General features: G+C 65.1%; 14 protein-coding genes. 7 read left to right on the forward strand and 7 right to left on the reverse strand.

Features of this window, described 5'->3' with window-relative positions; translation table 11 throughout:
* Positions 1-60: 60 nt before the first annotated feature.
* From AC1DMY_RS03760 to egtD, 5 genes are all read left to right on the forward strand, one after another.
* Complete coding sequence (locus tag AC1DMY_RS03760) at positions 61-585, forward strand: alpha/beta hydrolase (protein ID WP_477163661.1); 525 nt, start codon at positions 61-63, stop codon at positions 583-585.
* Positions 582-2,777 (forward strand): bifunctional 23S rRNA (guanine(2069)-N(7))-methyltransferase RlmK/23S rRNA (guanine(2445)-N(2))-methyltransferase RlmL, encoded by a 2,196-nt coding sequence (gene rlmKL, locus AC1DMY_RS03765; protein ID WP_477163662.1) that lies wholly within the window; start codon positions 582-584, stop codon positions 2,775-2,777. Before AC1DMY_RS03760 ends, rlmKL begins: the two co-directional genes overlap by 4 nt.
* A 127-nt stretch (positions 2,778-2,904) precedes the next feature.
* Positions 2,905-3,264 (forward strand): hypothetical protein, encoded by a 360-nt coding sequence (locus tag AC1DMY_RS03770; RefSeq protein ID WP_477163663.1) that lies wholly within the window; start codon positions 2,905-2,907, stop codon positions 3,262-3,264.
* A gap of 246 nt (positions 3,265-3,510) precedes the next feature.
* Positions 3,511-4,764 (forward strand): ergothioneine biosynthesis protein EgtB, encoded by a 1,254-nt coding sequence (egtB, locus tag AC1DMY_RS03775; RefSeq protein WP_477163664.1) that lies wholly within the window; start codon positions 3,511-3,513, stop codon positions 4,762-4,764.
* Positions 4,761-5,747 (forward strand): L-histidine N(alpha)-methyltransferase, encoded by a 987-nt coding sequence (gene egtD, locus AC1DMY_RS03780; RefSeq protein ID WP_477163665.1) that lies wholly within the window; start codon positions 4,761-4,763, stop codon positions 5,745-5,747. Before egtB ends, egtD begins: the two co-directional genes overlap by 4 nt.
* A gap of 42 nt (positions 5,748-5,789) precedes the next feature.
* On the opposite strand, the gene AC1DMY_RS03785 is transcribed toward egtD, so the two are convergent.
* The 5 genes from AC1DMY_RS03785 to AC1DMY_RS03805 all read right to left on the reverse strand — a co-directional run bounded on the left by AC1DMY_RS03785 (position 5,790) and on the right by AC1DMY_RS03805 (position 12,938).
* Entirely contained in the window at positions 5,790-6,944 is a 1,155-nt protein-coding gene (locus tag AC1DMY_RS03785; protein ID WP_477163666.1) for a calcium:cation antiporter, read from the reverse strand.
* Positions 6,945-6,956: 12 nt separating this feature from the next.
* Entirely contained in the window at positions 6,957-7,376 is a 420-nt protein-coding gene (locus AC1DMY_RS03790; RefSeq protein WP_477163667.1) for a VOC family protein, read from the reverse strand.
* Positions 7,377-7,435: 59 nt separating this feature from the next.
* The gene (locus tag AC1DMY_RS03795) at positions 7,436-8,353 is read right to left on the reverse strand and encodes a LysR family transcriptional regulator (protein WP_477163668.1); all 918 of its coding nucleotides are present in this window, start codon (positions 8,351-8,353) and stop codon (positions 7,436-7,438) included.
* 379 nt (positions 8,354-8,732) lie between these two features.
* Positions 8,733-12,185 carry a transcription-repair coupling factor gene (gene mfd, locus AC1DMY_RS03800; protein ID WP_477163669.1) on the reverse strand — a complete coding sequence of 1,151 codons (3,453 nt, stop codon included), beginning with the start codon at positions 12,183-12,185 and terminating at the stop codon, positions 8,733-8,735.
* 144 nt (positions 12,186-12,329) lie between these two features.
* Entirely contained in the window at positions 12,330-12,938 is a 609-nt protein-coding gene (locus AC1DMY_RS03805; RefSeq protein ID WP_477163670.1) for an N-acetyltransferase family protein, read from the reverse strand.
* 180 nt (positions 12,939-13,118) lie between these two features.
* On the opposite strand from AC1DMY_RS03805, the gene AC1DMY_RS03810 reads away from it, so the two are divergent.
* On the forward strand, positions 13,119-13,508 hold the full coding sequence (locus AC1DMY_RS03810) for an MmcQ/YjbR family DNA-binding protein (protein WP_477163671.1): 390 nt from the start codon (positions 13,119-13,121) through the stop codon (positions 13,506-13,508).
* The gene (locus tag AC1DMY_RS03815; protein WP_477163672.1) at positions 13,505-13,900 is read left to right on the forward strand and encodes a VOC family protein; all 396 of its coding nucleotides are present in this window, start codon (positions 13,505-13,507) and stop codon (positions 13,898-13,900) included. Before AC1DMY_RS03810 ends, AC1DMY_RS03815 begins: the two co-directional genes overlap by 4 nt.
* Before the next feature lie 97 nt (positions 13,901-13,997).
* Here AC1DMY_RS03815 and AC1DMY_RS03820 read toward each other — a convergent pair whose 3' ends face one another.
* Together AC1DMY_RS03820 and AC1DMY_RS03825 are read right to left on the reverse strand one after the other, a co-directional pair.
* Positions 13,998-14,906 carry a cation diffusion facilitator family transporter gene (locus tag AC1DMY_RS03820; RefSeq protein WP_477163673.1) on the reverse strand — a complete coding sequence of 303 codons (909 nt, stop codon included), beginning with the start codon at positions 14,904-14,906 and terminating at the stop codon, positions 13,998-14,000.
* A gap of 50 nt (positions 14,907-14,956) precedes the next feature.
* Positions 14,957-15,472: a Slp family lipoprotein gene (locus AC1DMY_RS03825; protein WP_477163674.1), complete on the reverse strand. Its 516-nt coding sequence runs from the start codon at positions 15,470-15,472 to the stop codon at positions 14,957-14,959.
* Positions 15,473-15,522 lie beyond the last annotated feature (50 nt).

Consider the following 15,522-nt stretch of genomic DNA (forward strand, 5'->3'; position numbering starts at 1 on the left):
TGGGCTGGGACGTCGCCTGTTACGATGCGCGGCCTGATAAATGCAGTTTTGGAGACCGCGATGCGCGGCCAGATCATTCTTTCGCACGGTTCGGATTCCGGTCCGGACGCCACCAAGGTCAGCGTGCTGGCCGCCTTTGCCGAGTCCCTGGGCTGGAAAACCCAGCGCCCGGACTATCGCAGCGACGACCTGCCGGGATACGCCGGCTCGGTCGCGCCGCGCGTGGAGCGTCTGATTGCTGCCATCGACACGCTGGACGCGCCGCCGATCCTGGTCGGTTCCAGCATGGGGTCCTTCGTTTCCGGCCTGGCCTCGCTGCAGCGCCCGGTGGCTGGCCTGTTCCTGCTGGCCACGCCCAGCGAGATCCCTGGCTACCGCCAGGCGTTTGACCTGGCCGAGGGCGTACCCACGTTGCTCTACCACGGCTGGCGCGATGACGTATGTCCGCCGGAAGGGGTGATCAGTTTCTCCGCCCGCCGCCGCCTGCCTCTGATCGTGGTCGACGACGACCACCGCCTGAGCGATAGCGTCGATCGTATCGTCGACCAGTTCGGCCTGTTCCTTACTTCATTGGCGGCCGCATGAGCGCTTTCTTTGCCACGTGCCCCAAGGGCCTCGAATACCTGCTGCGCGACGAACTGGTGGCGCTGGGCGCCGAAGACGTACGCGAGGCGCTGGCCGGCGTGCATTTCGCCGGCACGCTGGAGACCGCCTACCGGGCCTGCCTGTGGTCGCGCCTGGCCAGCCGTGTGCTGTTGCCGCTGGCCGACTTCGATGCCGCCACGGACGATGCACTCTACGCGGGCGTCCAGGCGATCGACTGGTCGCAGCACCTTGCCTCGCACGCCACCCTGGCAGTCGACGCCAATTCGGCGCAGAGCAAACTCACCCATAGCCAGTTCATCGCCCAGCGCGTGAAAGACGCCGTGGTCGATCAGTTCCGTCAGCGTGATGGTTCGCGTCCCGCCGTGGATACGGACGAGCCGGACGTGCGCATCAACCTGCGCCTGCGCCGTGACCGCGCGACGCTGTCGCTCGACCTGGCCGGCTCGCCGCTGCATCGCCGCGGCTGGCGCGAAGTGCAGGGCGAAGCGCCGCTGAAGGAAAACCTGGCCGCCGCGATGCTGTTGCGTGCGCGTTGGCCGGAGATCTATGCCGAAGGCGGCGCGCTGCTCGATCCCATGTGCGGTTCGGGCACGCTGCTGGTCGAAGGCGCCTGGATGGCCGCTGACGTGGCGCCAGGCCTGCACCGCGAGTACTACGGTTTCCTGGGTTGGGCTCAGCACGACATCGCCGCATGGCGCAGCCTGCTCGATGACGCGCGCCAGCGCGCCGAGGCCGGCCTGCGTGCGCTGCGTGGCTGCTTTTTCGGCAGCGACGCGGATTCGCGCATGGTGCAGACGGCCAAGCGCAATGCGCAGGAAGCAGGCGTCGCCGGCTTCCTCACGTTGGACAAGCACGACGCCACCCACGTGTCGCCGCCGCCGGGCTATACGCGCGGACTGGTGATCACCAACCCGCCGTACGGCGAGCGCCTGGGCGACCGCGTGGAGATGCCGCGCCTTTACCGCGCCCTGGGCGAGACCCTGCGCGAACGCTTTGCCGGCTGGCGCGCCGCCGTGCTGGCGGGCGATGCGGAACTGGGCCAGGCGATCCCGCTGCGCGCCGAAAAGAAATACACGCTCTTCAACGGCGCCCTGGAAACGCAGCTGCTGGTGTTCGAACTGCACGCGCGCAGCGAGACCCCGCGCGAGGTGAAGCCGCTTTCCGAAGGCGCGCAGATGCTGCGCAATCGCCTCGAGAAGAACCTGCGCAATCTGCGCAAGCGCCTTGACCGCGAAGACATCCATTGCTGGCGCGCTTACGACCAGGATCTGCCCGAATACGCGGCGGCCATCGACGTCTATGGCAGGGAAGGCGCGGAACCCTGGCTGCACATCCAGGAGTACCGCGCACCGGCCGAGATCCCCGTCGAAACGGCACGCCATCGCCTGCGCGAGATCGTGCGCGTGGCCGGCGAAGTGCTGGGCGTCCCGCGCGACCGCATCGCGCTGAAGACGCGCGAGCGCGGCAAGGGCGGCTCCAAGTACGGCCAGTTCGACCAGCGTGGCGAATTCATCGAGGTGGCCGAAGGCGGTCTGCGTTTCCTGGCGAACCTCACCGACTACCTGGACACCGGCCTGTTCATCGACCACCGGCTGGTGCGCGGCAAGATCCGCGAACTGGCCCCAGGCCGGCGCTTCCTCAACCTGTTCGCCTATACCGCCACGGCCAGCGTTTACGCGGCGGCAGGCGAGGCGCGCGATACCACCAGCGTGGACTTGTCAGCCACTTATCTGGACTGGGCGTCGCGAAATCTTGCGCTCAATGGATACACCGGCGGCAAGCATCGCCTGATGCAGGCGGACGCGATGAGCTTCCTCAAGCAGGACAAGGAACGCTACGGGCTGATCTATGTCGACCCGCCGACTTTCTCCAACTCCAAGCGGGCGGAAGACTTCGACGTCCAGCGCGATCATGCCGAGCTCCTGCTGGCGTGCGCGGAACGTCTTTCCAGCGACGGCGTGATCGTGTTTTCGAACAACTTCCGCCGCTTCAAGCTGAACCAGGAGGCGCTGGCTGAACGGTTCATCATCGAGGACTGGAGTGCGCCCAGCATCCCGTTTGATTTCACCCGCCGGTCCGATATCCACGGCTGCTGGCTGCTGCGCCTGCATCCACAGGAATCGCCCTGGGGCGAGAGTGTGAACCACGTCAGGAACAAGGCCAGGCGTTAAGCGATTTCACGGTTTCTACTCAGTCCGGATTCAGCGCAAAAGTCACAGCATTGATCCCGGCAAAGAGCGATAGAAGGCAACGTCCAATCCTTCTGTCGGAATCAAGCCTCCCTTGGGAGACAAACTCATGAATAAGACGAAGATTTCCACCATCAAGCGCGTTGCGATGGCCGCGGCCATGATCGTTGGCTGTGCCGCCGTTGCCCCGGCGTTCGCAGGCCACGTCAGCTTGAACGTGGGCATCGGTCTGCCGGCCGTGGGCGTGGGTTACTACGCTCCGGCCCCGGTGGTGTACGCACCGCCTCCGCCGGTGTATTACGCGCCGGCTCCGGTCGTCTATGGCGGTCCCGTTTATGGTGGCCCGGTGGTTTACCCGGCCGTTGGCGCTGCAGTGGTGGTGGGTGGCCATGGCGGCTACTACCATCACGGTGGTTACTACAACCGCGGCTACTACAATCGCGGCGGCTACCGTTACTACGGTCACTGATCGCGCAGGCGTTCGTTGATACGGAAGAAACCCGGCCTAGTGCCGGGTTTCTTTTTTGTTGCAACGGCGATACCAAAGGACCATCGCGAGTGCGCACTTTTCAACGTTTCGCCATCTTCACATCACACCGTTTGAACGTTCTGTCCGGCATCGTTTGCGTATGTTACGGCGCAATGATCGCGGTATGAGTCTCCATAAAATCTCTGGCATGTCCGACGGCCCCGTGACCGCCTCCCGGAGGCCCCGATGACCTTGGCGCATTCGGCCGCGCAAGCCGAGGCGCTGACGCTGCGATTCCGGAGAATCCGCTCCCGCAGCATGGCCTTGTGCGCGACGCTCACTCCCGAAGACATGATGGTGCAGTCGATGCCGGACGCCAGCCCGGCCAAGTGGCATCTTGCGCACACCACCTGGTTCTTCGAACGCTTCGTGCTTGAGCGCGATCCGGCTTACCGGTCGCCGCATCCGGAGTGGAACTACCTGTTCAACTCCTACTACCAGAGCGTGGGCCCGATGCACGCCCGCCCGCGCCGTGGCCTTCTCTCGCGCCCGGGCGTTGCCCAGATCCGCGACTACCGCGAGCGGGTGGACGAGTCGATCAGCGACTGGCTGTCGCGCGATATCGACGCCACCACGATGGGCATCATCGAACTGGGGCTGGAGCACGAACAGCAGCACCAGGAGTTGTTGCTCACCGATATCAAGCATGCGTTCTTCATCAATCCGCTGCTGCCGGCCTATACCGCGCCGCTCAGTTCGTCCTCGGCGCCGACCGCCGTGCCCATGAGCTTCATCGCGGGCAAGGAGGGCATCGTGGAGATCGGCCATCAGAGTGGCGGGTTTGCGTTCGACAACGAATCGCCGCGGCACCGCAGCCTGTTGCAGCCGCACGCGCTGGCGAACCGACCGGTGACCAATGCCGAGTACGCGGCCTTCGTGCATGACGGCGGTTATGGCGAGCCCTCGCTGTGGTTGTCCGAAGGATGGGACACCATCAACCGTGAACAATGGCAGCGTCCGTTCTACTGGCAGGAGGACCTTGCCAGCGAATTCACCCTGGCCGGCGTAAGGCCGATCGATCCGAATGCGCCGGTGAGCCATATCAGCTACTTCGAAGCCGACGCCTTTGCGCGCTGGGCCGGCATGCGTCTGCCGACCGAAGCGGAATGGGAAAGTGCGGCCGCCAGCTTGCCGGTGCAGGGCAACCTACTTGATTCCAAGTCGTTCCATCCCCAAGCAGCGAAGGGCGGGGAAGGCCTGCTCCAGATGTTTGGCGACGTCTGGGAATGGACCGCCTCGCCCTACGTCAGCTATCCCGGCTTCCGGCCGTTGGCCGGCGCGCTGGGCGAGTACAACGGCAAATTCATGAACGGACAGTGGGTGCTGCGCGGCGGCTCGTGCGCGACACCTCGCGAACATCTACGTGCGACGTACCGGAATTTCTTTCCTCCCCATGCCCGTTGGCAGTTCATGGGGATACGCTTGGGACAGGACCGATGAGTGTGCAAGCCTTCGATATCCGCGACGACGACCGCCGCCCACCCGTCGACGACCTGCTCGGCATCGTGCAGCGCGGTCTGCGCGCACGGCCCAAGCGATTGCCGTCCTGGTTGTTCTATGACGAACGTGGCTCGCAGCTGTTCGAAGAGATCTGCGAGCAACCCGAGTACTACCTGACGCGCGCGGAGATCGCGCTGATGGATGCGCATGCGGGCGATATCGCCGATGTGCTGGGCGAAGACGTGCGCCTGGTCGAATACGGCAGCGGCAACGCGATCAAGACGCGCATGCTGCTCGAACATCTGCACGCGCCGGTGTCCTATGTGCCGGTGGAGATTTCCGCCGAGCCGCTGCGCAACAGTACCCAGGCCTTGAACGAGCGCTTTCCGGGCGTGCCGGTGCAGGCCTTGCATGCGGACTTTACGCGTCCGCTGCGGCTGCCGATTCCGCCGCGTGCGCCGCGCCGCACGGTGATCTACTTCCCCGGTTCCACCATCGGCAATTTCGAGGCGCGCGACGCCGCCGAATTGCTGCGCAAGATGCGCGGCGAGATGGGCGACAACGGCGGCATCCTGATTGGCGCCGACCTGAAGAAAGACACCGCCACCATCGAGGCGGCGTACAACGACAAGGCGGGCGTCACCGCGGAATTCACGCTCAACCTGCTGATGCGTTTGAACCGTGAGTTGGGCAGCGATTTCGACCTGTCGGCGTTCCGTCATCGCGCGCACTACAACGCCATGGCCGGGCGCATCGAAACCTTCATCGTCAGCAGCAAGGACCAGAAGGTGCGCGTGGGCAAGCAGCAGGTGGGTTTCACTGCGGAGGAGGCGATGCAGGTGGAATACAGCTGCAAGTACTCGCCCGAGGATTTCGCCGCACTGGCGGGCAAGGCGGGACTCGCCATTGCCCATGAATGGACCGATCCGCAGGGCATGTTCGCCGTCTACTACCTGGTGCGTGCCGGCGCCCGCGTGGCCTGAGTAATTGATAGAGCGCGCTTGCGTAGAAGCGCGCTCACACTTTCAAGGGCTGAATACCAGCACCAGGAACACCACAAACATCGACAGGTGCACCGCACCTTCAAGCATGGTGGTGCGCCAGCCCGAGAAGGTCAGCGTGCTCAGCACCAGGGTGGAAGCGAGCACCACCATGCTGGCCGGCGGCAGGCCGAGCACCACCGGCTTGCCCGTGAACAACCCGATGGCGAGCACGGCCGGCACGGTGAGGCCGACCGTCGATGCGGCGCCGCCCAGGCACAGGTTGATCGCCCGAGTGAGTTGATCGCGGCGAATCGCAATGAGCGCCGAAATGCCTTCGGGCGTGAAAACCAACATGGCGATGATCACGCCGCCCAGCGCATGCGGCGCGCCGGTTGCCGCGATGCCGTAATCGAGCACCTTGGCGAGGCTCTTGGAGAGAATCACGATGGGCAGGATGTTGACCAGCAGCATGATCAGATGCAGCGCCATCTCGCCCTTGCGCGCGCGGCGCGGCGGCGCTGGCGGTTCTTCTGGCACGTTCGCGTCGGTGTCAGAGCGTGGCGCCACGAAGTAGCCCTGGTGGCGTCCCGTCTGCAGCCACAGGAACAAACCGTAGAGGCCGATGGTGAGGATGGAGAAGCTCACCGCCTGCACCGGCGTCAGCGAGCCGTCCGGGGTCGAGGCGGTGAAGCTGGGCAGCACCAGCGCGATCATCGCCAGCGGAATGATCACCGCCAGGAAGGCCGAAGCGCCATGCAGGTTGTACGCCTGCTCGTGATGGCGCATGCCGCCGATCAGCAAGCCTATCCCCACCACGCCGTTCAACACGATCATCAGTACCGCGTACATGGTGTCGCGCGCAAGCGTGGCCGTATCGCCGGCGCCGAGCATCACCGCGGAGATCAGCACCACTTCGATCAAGACGATGGATAAGGTGAGCACCAGCGTGCCCACCGGCTCGCCGAGCAGGCCGGCCAGTTCCTCCGCTTCGTGCACGACGCCGAACGAGCCCCATACGATCACCACGAACAGCCACGCGAACAACGAAAGGCCGATGGCGTGGTTGCTGAGGTGCTGCATCCAGTCCGAGCCAAAGATCAGAAACATGGCTACGGTTGCCCACGCAATGGCGGGGCGCAGGAACATCTTCGGCTGCAACAGCGGCTGCTCTTCGGTGAGAGTCGAGTCGAGTGTCATGATTGCTCCGGCTCAGTGGGTATCGCTCAGTATGCCGCCATAGCTGGCAGGGTCGACATCGGCGATCGATTGCGAGAACGTCCAGCGATGCTTGCCGATATCCTCGATCGAATATTGGCGCTCGCCATAAGGGTAGTCGGTAGGCGGCCGCAGCACACGCGCACCGTTGGCGGTGGCTTGGGCGTAGTGCTGGTCGACATTCGCCACGTGGACCATCACGCCATGCGCATGATCGGCTGCCTGGCTGCCATCGGCCAGTTCGGTGACGACGATGCAGGTGCCCTCATAAATCAATTGCACGCGGTGATCGCCGATGCGCAAGCGCTCACGAAAGCCGAGTGCACGGCACAACCAGGCCGAGGCCGCCAGGACATCCGGGTAGGCCAGCTCGGGAATGATGACGCCCGGTGGCATGGAGCGGTTGATGATCATGGAAACCTTCCTGGTCGCTATGCACGAACAAGCTTGCCACGATGCGTTACACGACGTGCTCAGCCGGTGATCTCGACCCCACGAACGAGTCGCTTGGCCAGGCGCGGCTGGCGCAGTTGCTCCAGCCACCACGACAGGGCGCGGCCCTCCTGGTCGCCGCGCCAGGCGACGTAGAGCACATTGGGCTCGCGCGGATCGGCCATGCGTTTCTCCACCAGCTCGCCACGCTTGAGCATGCCGGCGACGCGTTGGCGCGGCAGCCAGCCCACGCCAAGGCCTTCTTTTTGAGCGTGGATTTTCGCCGCCATGCTTGGCACCGCCAGCGTGGCCTGCCCACCGATCAGGCCATAAGCGCGACCGCCGGAACTGCGCGATGAATCGGCCACCACCACGCTACGGTGGCGCGTGACAACTTCGCGTTCCAGCGGCTCGGCAGCCTTGGCCAGCGGATGCCTCGGCGAGACGGCGAACACCCAATCCATCACGCCCAACTCGAACCAGCGCAACTTGGGAATGACCGGCGGCTCGTTGGTGGCGCCTACGATAAGGTCGGCACGGCCATCGCGTAGCGCCTCCCATGTGCCGCCTAGCACCTCATGCGTCATGCGCAGGGCGACGCCCGATTGCAGTGCATCGAAGCTGCGGATGACGGGTGAGAAAAGTTCGAACTCGATGATTTCGTCGGTGACGATCCATAGCCGATCTTCCCAGCCACTGGCGATTTGTTTTACGCGGCGGCTGAGGCGCGACACGTCCTGCATGAGTCGCGCAGCTTCCAGTGCGAGTAGCTGGCCGGCGGGGGTCAGTTGGAGGCGGTAGCGGCGGCGGTCGAAAAGGAGCGCGTCGAAGCGGGTTTCCAGCTGGCGGGCGGCGTGCGAAATGGTGGAGGGGGCTTTGCCCAGTCGCGCGGCGGCGCGGGACAGGCTGCCGCTTTCGCGAATGGCTTCCAGCAGGGCCAGTTCGTCTTCGGACAACATGTTCGGGCCTTTCGAACGAGTGTGAGGGGATGGTACGACAAGCCCGGGGCGCTCGGTTGTCCAGATGCCACGATTTGGGGCGCCGAGAGTCAATAAGCCGCCATATGTAGGAGCGCACCCTGTGCGCGACTAGCCTACGGAGCGGTACATCCCAGCGCTGCGGTCGCGCACAAGGTGCGCTCCTACAAGGGAGCAGGCACGTTGTTGAATGGTGCATCAAAGTTGCCGTCGGCAATTTGTGGGAGCGCACCCTGTGCGCGACAAACCTACGGAGCGGTACACCCATGCGTGGCGGTCGCGCACAGGGTGCGCTCCCACAGGCAATCGCGAGTCGCTGCGCCCTAATAATTGAGGGTTGCGAGAAAAGCGCGCCGGCCGTTCACCCCGGCCTGCGCGCTCCCAATTGCACCAACACCTCATGCGCCGAGCGAATCCGCTCCGTCGCCCCAGGCAGTTCCAGGTTCACCTTCAACTTGTCCTGGCCGTCGAGCTTGTAGACGCGCGGCAGACCCTGGATCAGGCGGATGATGGCCATCGGATCGACTTCCGGCTTGTCGCGGAAAACGATGCGTCCGCCATTGGCGCCGAAGTCCAGTTTGCGGATGCCGAGCGGCGTTGCCATCAGCTTGAGCTGGGCGATGGCGAACAGCTGCTTGGCCGGGTCGGGCAGCAGGCCGAAGCGGTCGATCATTTCCACTTGCAGATCGCGCAGGTGGTCGTCGTTGCGGGCGCTGGCGATGCGCTTGTAGAGCGTCAGGCGCGTGTGCACATCAGGCAGATAGTCATCCGGAATCAGCGCGGGCAGATGCAGCTCGACTTCCGTTTCGTGCTCGCTGCTGAGATCGAAGTCGGGCACCTTGCCGGACTTCAGCGCGCGCACGGCGCGTTCGAGCAACTCGGTGTACAGACCGAAACCGATTTCCTGGATCTGGCCCGACTGCTCGTCGCCCAGCAGCTCACCAGCGCCGCGGATTTCGAGGTCGTGCGTGGCGAGCGTGAAGCCTGCGCCCAGTTCTTCCAGCGAGGCGATCGCTTCCAGGCGCTTTTCGGCATCGGCGGTCATCGCCTTGCGATCGGGCACCACCAGATAGGCATACGCGCGGTGATGCGAGCGGCCCACGCGCCCACGCAGCTGATGCAGCTGCGCAAGACCGAAGCGGTCGGCGCGATTGATGATGATGGTGTTGGCGGTGGGAATGTCGATGCCGGTTTCGATGATCGTGGTGCACACCAGCACGTTGAAACGCTGGCGGTGGAAGTCCGCCATCACCCGTTCGAGATCGCGTTCGGGCATCTGTCCGTGGGCGACGCCGATGCGCGCTTCGGGAATCAGCTCCTGCACTTCGCGCGCGGCACGCTCGATGGTGTCCACCTCGTTGTGCAGGAAATACACCTGGCCGCCGCGTTGCAGTTCGCGCTGGAAGGCTTCGCGCGCCAGCGCCGGTTCCCACTGCGCGATGAAGGTGCGCACGGCCATGCGATGGGCCGGCGGCGTGGCGATCAGCGACAGGTCGCGCAGGCCGGCCATCGCCATGTTGAGGGTGCGCGGGATCGGCGTTGCCGTCATGGTGAGCAGGTCGACTTCGGCGCGCAGCTTTTTCAGCTGCTCCTTCTGGCGCACGCCAAAGCGCTGTTCCTCGTCGACGATGACCAGGCCCAGGTTCTTGAACTTGATCTCCGGCGCGAGCAGCTTGTGCGTGCCCACGATCACGTCGATCTGGCCGTCCGCGAGGCGCTTGAGGGCGTCGTTGACTTCCTTGGTCGACTTGAAGCGCGACAGCACGTCGACCTTCACCGGCCAGTCGGCGAAACGGTCGGCGAAGTTGCGGTAGTGCTGTTGCGCGAGCAGGGTGGTCGGCACGAGCACGGCGACCTGGCGACCGGCCGTGGCGGCGGCGAACGCGGCGCGCAGCGCCACCTCGGTCTTGCCAAAGCCCACGTCGCCGCAGATCACGCGATCCATCGCGCGAGGCGCGGCCAGATCGTGCAGCACGGAGTCGATCGCCTGCTGCTGGTCGGGCGTTTCCTCGAACGGGAAGGTGGCGCCGAACTCTTCCACCATCTGGCGATCGATCGGCATCGATTCGCCGCCGCGCGCTTCACGCTGCGCGTAGATGCCGAGCAGTTCGGCCGCCACGTCGCGGACTTTCTCCGCGGCCTTCTTGCGCGCGCGCTCCCAGGCGTCGCCGCCGAGCGAATGCAGCGGCGCCAGTTCCGGCGCGGTACCGGTATAGCGGCTGACCAGGCCCAGCTGCGCCACCGGTACGTAGAGCTTGTCGCCCTTGGCGTATTCGATGGTGAGGAACTCGCCGTCCATGCCGCCCAGTTCCATCGATACCAACCCCTGGTAGCGACCCACGCCGTGATCGACGTGGACGATGGGCGCGCCGATGGTCAGCTCGGTGAGATCGCGGATGATGCTTTCCGGATCGCGCGCGGCGCCGCGGCGTCGCTTGCGTTCCGTGCGCACGCGCTCGCCGAACAGCTCGCGCTCGGTGAGTACGGTGAGAGCCGGATCGTTGAGCGCGAAGCCTTGTTCCAGTCCTGCCGTGGTGATGGCAAGACGCAACTTGTCGTTGCTCAGGAACGCTGGCCAGCCATCGAGTGTCTCGGGCTTGAGACCCGCGCCGGCCAGTTGCTCGATCAGTGCTTCGCGACGACCCGCCGAATCGGCGGTGATCAGCACGCGTCCCGGATAATGGGACAGGAAGTGGCGCAGCGAGGTGCCCGGTTCCTCGCCCTTGCGGTTGAGCGGCAGTTCCGGCGCGGGCTGCGTGCCGGTGGGCAGGGCGTGCTCGTGACCGCTTTCCACCACTTCGATGCGCAGGCGCTTGTTGAGCTGTTCGCGCAGCAGTTCGGTCGGCAGGTATAGCTCGGCGGGCGGCAGCACGGGACGTTCGATGTCGTGCGCGCGCTGGTCGTAGCGCTCGCCAGTCTGGGTCCAGAACTGCTCGGCCGATTCCAGCGCGCCTTCGCCAAGCAAGAACACCGCGTTGTCGGCGAGATAGTCGAACAAGGTGGCGGTCTGCTCGAAGAACATCGGCAGGTAGTACTCGATGCCGCCCGGCGTCACGCCTTCCTTCATGTCCTGATAGAGCGGGCAGCGGCGCACGTCGATCGGGAAGCGTTCGCGCAGGCGCGTGCGGAAATCCTTGGCGGCGTTCTCGGTGAGCGGGAATTCGCGTGCCGGCAGCAGCTCGATGGTTTCCACCTGCTGCTGCGAGCGCTGTGTTTCCGGATCGAAGCTGCGGATCGATTCCACTTCGTCGTCGAACAGCTCGATGCGGTAGGGCTGGGCGGCACCCATCGGGAAGATGTCGATCAGCGCGCCGCGTACGGCGAAATCGCCGGGCTCGCCCACTTGCGGCACGTTGCGGTAGCCGGCCGCTTCCAGCCGGCGCTGTTCGGCGGCCAGATCCAGTTTCTGGTTCTTCTTCATCACCAGGCCGGCGCCGGTGATATGGCTGCGCGGAGCGATGCGCTGCATCAGCGTGGCAATGGGCACCACCAGCACGCCGCGCTGCACGGTGGGCAACTGGTAGAGCGTAGCGATGCGTTGCGAGACGATGTCCGGGTGCGGACTGAACACGTCGTAGGGCAGCGTTTCCCAGTCCGGGAAATGCAGCACCGGCAGGTTGCCCGCAAACACGCGCAGCTCATCCTCCAGCGCGCTCGCCCGCTGGGTGTCGCGCGTGACGGCGACGAGCAGGCCCTGGTGGGTGCGCGCGGCCTCGGCGACCAGCAGGGCGCGCGAGGAGCCGTGCGGCGACGTCCAGAAGCGGCGCTGCTTGGGGCTGGTGGGCAGGGAAGGGTGGGGAATCGACTTGGTCATGCGAACCCGACAATCAGAGGCGCGGCGGCAAGCCGTACCGGAAAGCGCGCAAGTGTAACGCGACCGCCCCGGGCAAGCCGGGGCGGATGGACATCCCTATATGGGAACGCGCGCGCTGCGCGACAAGCCCAGGCGGCGGCTGCCTCAGAGCTGCAGCGAGATCTGTGCAGTGCCTGGTTCGTCCGGCGTCAGGCGGCGCACGAAGCCCAGCTCCTTGCACAGCTGGAGCATGGGGCGGTTTTCCAGCAGCACGTAGCCCCAGATCTCGCTCAGGCCACGCTTGCGGCAATCGTCGACCAGGCGCTGCATGAGCAGGGCGCCCAGGCCCTGGCGGGCCCAGTCATGCTCGACCAGCACGGAAAACTCGGCGCTGTTGGCGGACTCGTCCACAAAGATGCGGCCGACGCCGCGCAGCTCGGCCGGCTGCACCGTTTCGTCCATCAGCACGAAGGCCGTTTCCAACTCGGGATCGATATTCGTCAGGCGCAGTGCCATCGAATCGGGCAGCTCGCCCATCGAATGCAGGAAGCGGCGGCGGATGTCTTCCGGCGACAGGCGCGAGAACTGGCGCTTGAGCGCGGCCACGTCGCCCGGCTCGATGCCGCGCAGGAACAGCTCGCGGCCATCATGCGTCTGCACCCGTTCGCCCTTGGACTTGGGCGGCTCCACCAGGCGCGGGCGTGCAAAGCGCTCGGGGCTGCGCAGGGGCACCAAGGCGCGGCTGTTGGAGTAGTAGTCGATGGCGGGAGGCATGCCCATACTTTACCGTACTGTGTGCAGTGCAACATGAACAAAAGGGCCTCCATACGGCGATTCTTCGCGACTCTATGTCGCACCGCATGGTTGTGCGCCCGCGGAATTCTGCGCGAGCCGGCCGGACCCGGGCAGAATGCGCCAGCACGCCTGTGACGGCGTTGAGGGAGAGTGAAATCCATGGCGACTGCGTCCAAAGGCATCACCTCGGCACAACTGGAGAAGCTCTGCGCGGGCTGGCCCGGCGTGACCAAGGACATCAAGTGGGGCGCGGACCTGGTGTTCAGCGTGGGCGGCAAGATGTTCGCGGTCATGCCGACCGATGGCGGGCGGCTGTCCTTCAAGGTGGAGGACGAGCGCTTTCTGGAACTCAGCGACCAGCCGGGTATGATCGCCGCCCCCTATCTCGCCCGGGCGCGCTGGATTTCGGTGGTGGAGCCTAAGCGTTTCAGCACCAAGGAATTGTCGGAGCTGATTGGCACGGCGTACGGGCTGATCCGCGCCAAGCTCACCAAGAAGCTGCAAGCCGAGTTGGGCGAGTGGCCGCCATCCAAGGAACCCAAGAAGTGAAGCAATACATCGGCAGCATCGCCCTCGTTGTGGCGGACTACGACGAAGCGATCGACTGGTACACGCGCGTGCTTGGCTTCACGCTGATCGACGACACCGACATGGGCGGCGGCAAGCGCTGGGTGGTGGTGGCACCGCTAGGTGCTACGGAAACGCGTGTGCTGTTGGCGAAGGCAACGTCGCCGGAACAGTCAGCGCGCGTGGGCGACCAGACTGGTGGCCGCGTGTTCCTGTTGCTGCACACCGATGATTTCTGGCGCGACTATCGGCGGATGGAAGCGGCGGGCGCGACGTTCTGCGAAACGCCGCGCGAAGAAGCCTATGGCACTGTAGTGGTGTTCCAGGATTTGTACGGAAACAAGTGGGATTTGTTGCAGCTCAAGTCCGCGTAACCCGGACGGGTTCCTGTGGGGGCGCACCCTGTGCGCGACAAGCCGACGGAGCGATACACCCAGGCGTGGCGTCGCGCACAGGGTGCGCTCCCACAGGTCAGTCGGCGATATCGGGCTCGAAAAAGCTCCAGCGGATATCCGGGAACTGCAGCTTCATCGCACGCTCCACGTTGTTGATCGCTTCGACCAGCGCCGTCTGATCGGGCGCGGGCGACATGCGCGCCTTCACCGCGACCATCACGTCCGGGCCCATCTGCAAGGTGAGCAGGTTGAGCACGACGTCCACTTCAGGACGTGCGTTGATGAAGGCCACCAGCTCCTCGCGCCGCCTGGGCTCAACGCCCTGGCCGATCAGCAGGTCCTTCACCTTGTTGGCGATCACCACGGCCACCAGCATCAGCAGTGCGCCGATGGCGATGGTGCCCGCCGCGTCGTAGAGCAGGTCGCCGGTGATCATGGTGGCCAGCACGGCGAGCAGCGCAATGGTGAGACCGAGCAGGGCGGCGAGATCCTCGCCGAAGATCACCAGCAGTTCGCTCGAGCGGGTTTCGCGAAACCAGCGCCACAAGCTGCGGCCTTCCCGTGCCTTGTTCACCTCGACGAGGCAGCCGTGCATCGAAAAGGATTCCGCGACCACGCCGAACGTGAGCACGCCGATCGCCAGCCACGCCCATTTCAGCGGCTCCGGGTGGCTGAGCTTATGGATGCCTTCGTAGATGGAAAACATGCCGCCTACGCTGAATAGCAGGATGGCGACCAGGAACGACCAGAAATACAGCGCGCGGCCCCAGCCGAGCGGGTACTCATCCGAGGGCGGACGGTCGGCTTGGCGCATGCCCAGCAGCAACAGGCCCTGGTTGCCGCAGTCGGCCAGCGAGTGCACGGCCTCGGCCAGCATGGCGCCCGAGCCGGTGATGAACGCGGCCACGAGCTTGCTGATGAAAATGGCGAAGTTGGCGCCAAGGGCGAGCAGGATCGCCCTGAGTGAATTTGCCTGGCCGGACATCGTGCCTTCCTTTGGACGAAGGCACTAAGTTTAGCCGGCTATGCGTGGTCTCAGTGTATGACGCCGCCCACGCCGATGCCGAAGCTCACGTTCGACTTGCCGGCTTCCATTTCGGAGGCGGTCCAGACGTGCGACTGCGCCACGCTGACCGTCGGGAAGACGTAGCTGGCCTGGCCGACATTGCCGGGGCGCGTGCCGGTGATGCGGCCGGCCAGCGTGATCAGCGAGCCGGTCGGATAGTTGAACGGTTCCACGAAGCCCGGCATTACCGCGACGAAACGACCCCAGCCGCCGTTGTTGTCCAGCTTGGGACGCTGCGAGCTGTCCAGCGGATAGCCCACCACTTCCACTTCGCTACGGTCGGGGAAGTTGCGAACTTCGACCACAGTGCCGCCCCAGATCACATCGGCATTGGCATAACGGTCCGGCGATTGCGCCACGTTGTTGGGCGTGGTGGCTACGGTGTTGGCCGACGGCTTGTAGATGGGAGCCGGCGCGCAGGCGGCAAGCCCCAGCATGGCGAGGGCGGCGGCACTGCGCAGGAGGTTGCTGGTGGCGTGGGTCATGGCCGTATTCCGCGTGAGTTGGTTCGAGCTTAACGGGCTCCTCGCGCGGA

The organism is Dyella sp. 01L423, from assembly GCF_056399945.1.

Excerpts from the sequence above, each read along its gene's own strand:
- AC1DMY_RS03790 (WP_477163667.1), bottom strand. The coding sequence starts at position 7,376 with ATGATCATCAACCGCTCCATGCCACCGGGCGTCATCATTCCCGAGCTG.
- AC1DMY_RS03770 (WP_477163663.1), top strand. The coding sequence starts at position 2,905 with ATGAATAAGACGAAGATTTCCACCATCAAGCGCGTTGCGATGGCCGCG.
- AC1DMY_RS03760 (WP_477163661.1), top strand. The coding sequence starts at position 61 with ATGCGCGGCCAGATCATTCTTTCGCACGGTTCGGATTCCGGTCCGGAC.
- AC1DMY_RS03810 (WP_477163671.1), top strand. The coding sequence starts at position 13,119 with ATGGCGACTGCGTCCAAAGGCATCACCTCGGCACAACTGGAGAAGCTC.
- AC1DMY_RS03805 (WP_477163670.1), bottom strand. The coding sequence starts at position 12,938 with ATGCCTCCCGCCATCGACTACTACTCCAACAGCCGCGCCTTGGTGCCC.
- egtD (WP_477163665.1), top strand. The coding sequence starts at position 4,761 with ATGAGTGTGCAAGCCTTCGATATCCGCGACGACGACCGCCGCCCACCC.
- egtB (WP_477163664.1), top strand. The coding sequence starts at position 3,511 with ATGACCTTGGCGCATTCGGCCGCGCAAGCCGAGGCGCTGACGCTGCGA.
- AC1DMY_RS03795 (WP_477163668.1), bottom strand. The coding sequence starts at position 8,353 with ATGTTGTCCGAAGACGAACTGGCCCTGCTGGAAGCCATTCGCGAAAGC.
- AC1DMY_RS03820 (WP_477163673.1), bottom strand. The coding sequence starts at position 14,906 with ATGTCCGGCCAGGCAAATTCACTCAGGGCGATCCTGCTCGCCCTTGGC.
- rlmKL (WP_477163662.1), top strand. The coding sequence starts at position 582 with ATGAGCGCTTTCTTTGCCACGTGCCCCAAGGGCCTCGAATACCTGCTG.
- mfd (WP_477163669.1), bottom strand. The coding sequence starts at position 12,185 with ATGACCAAGTCGATTCCCCACCCTTCCCTGCCCACCAGCCCCAAGCAG.
- AC1DMY_RS03825 (WP_477163674.1), bottom strand. The coding sequence starts at position 15,472 with ATGACCCACGCCACCAGCAACCTCCTGCGCAGTGCCGCCGCCCTCGCC.
- AC1DMY_RS03785 (WP_477163666.1), bottom strand. The coding sequence starts at position 6,944 with ATGACACTCGACTCGACTCTCACCGAAGAGCAGCCGCTGTTGCAGCCG.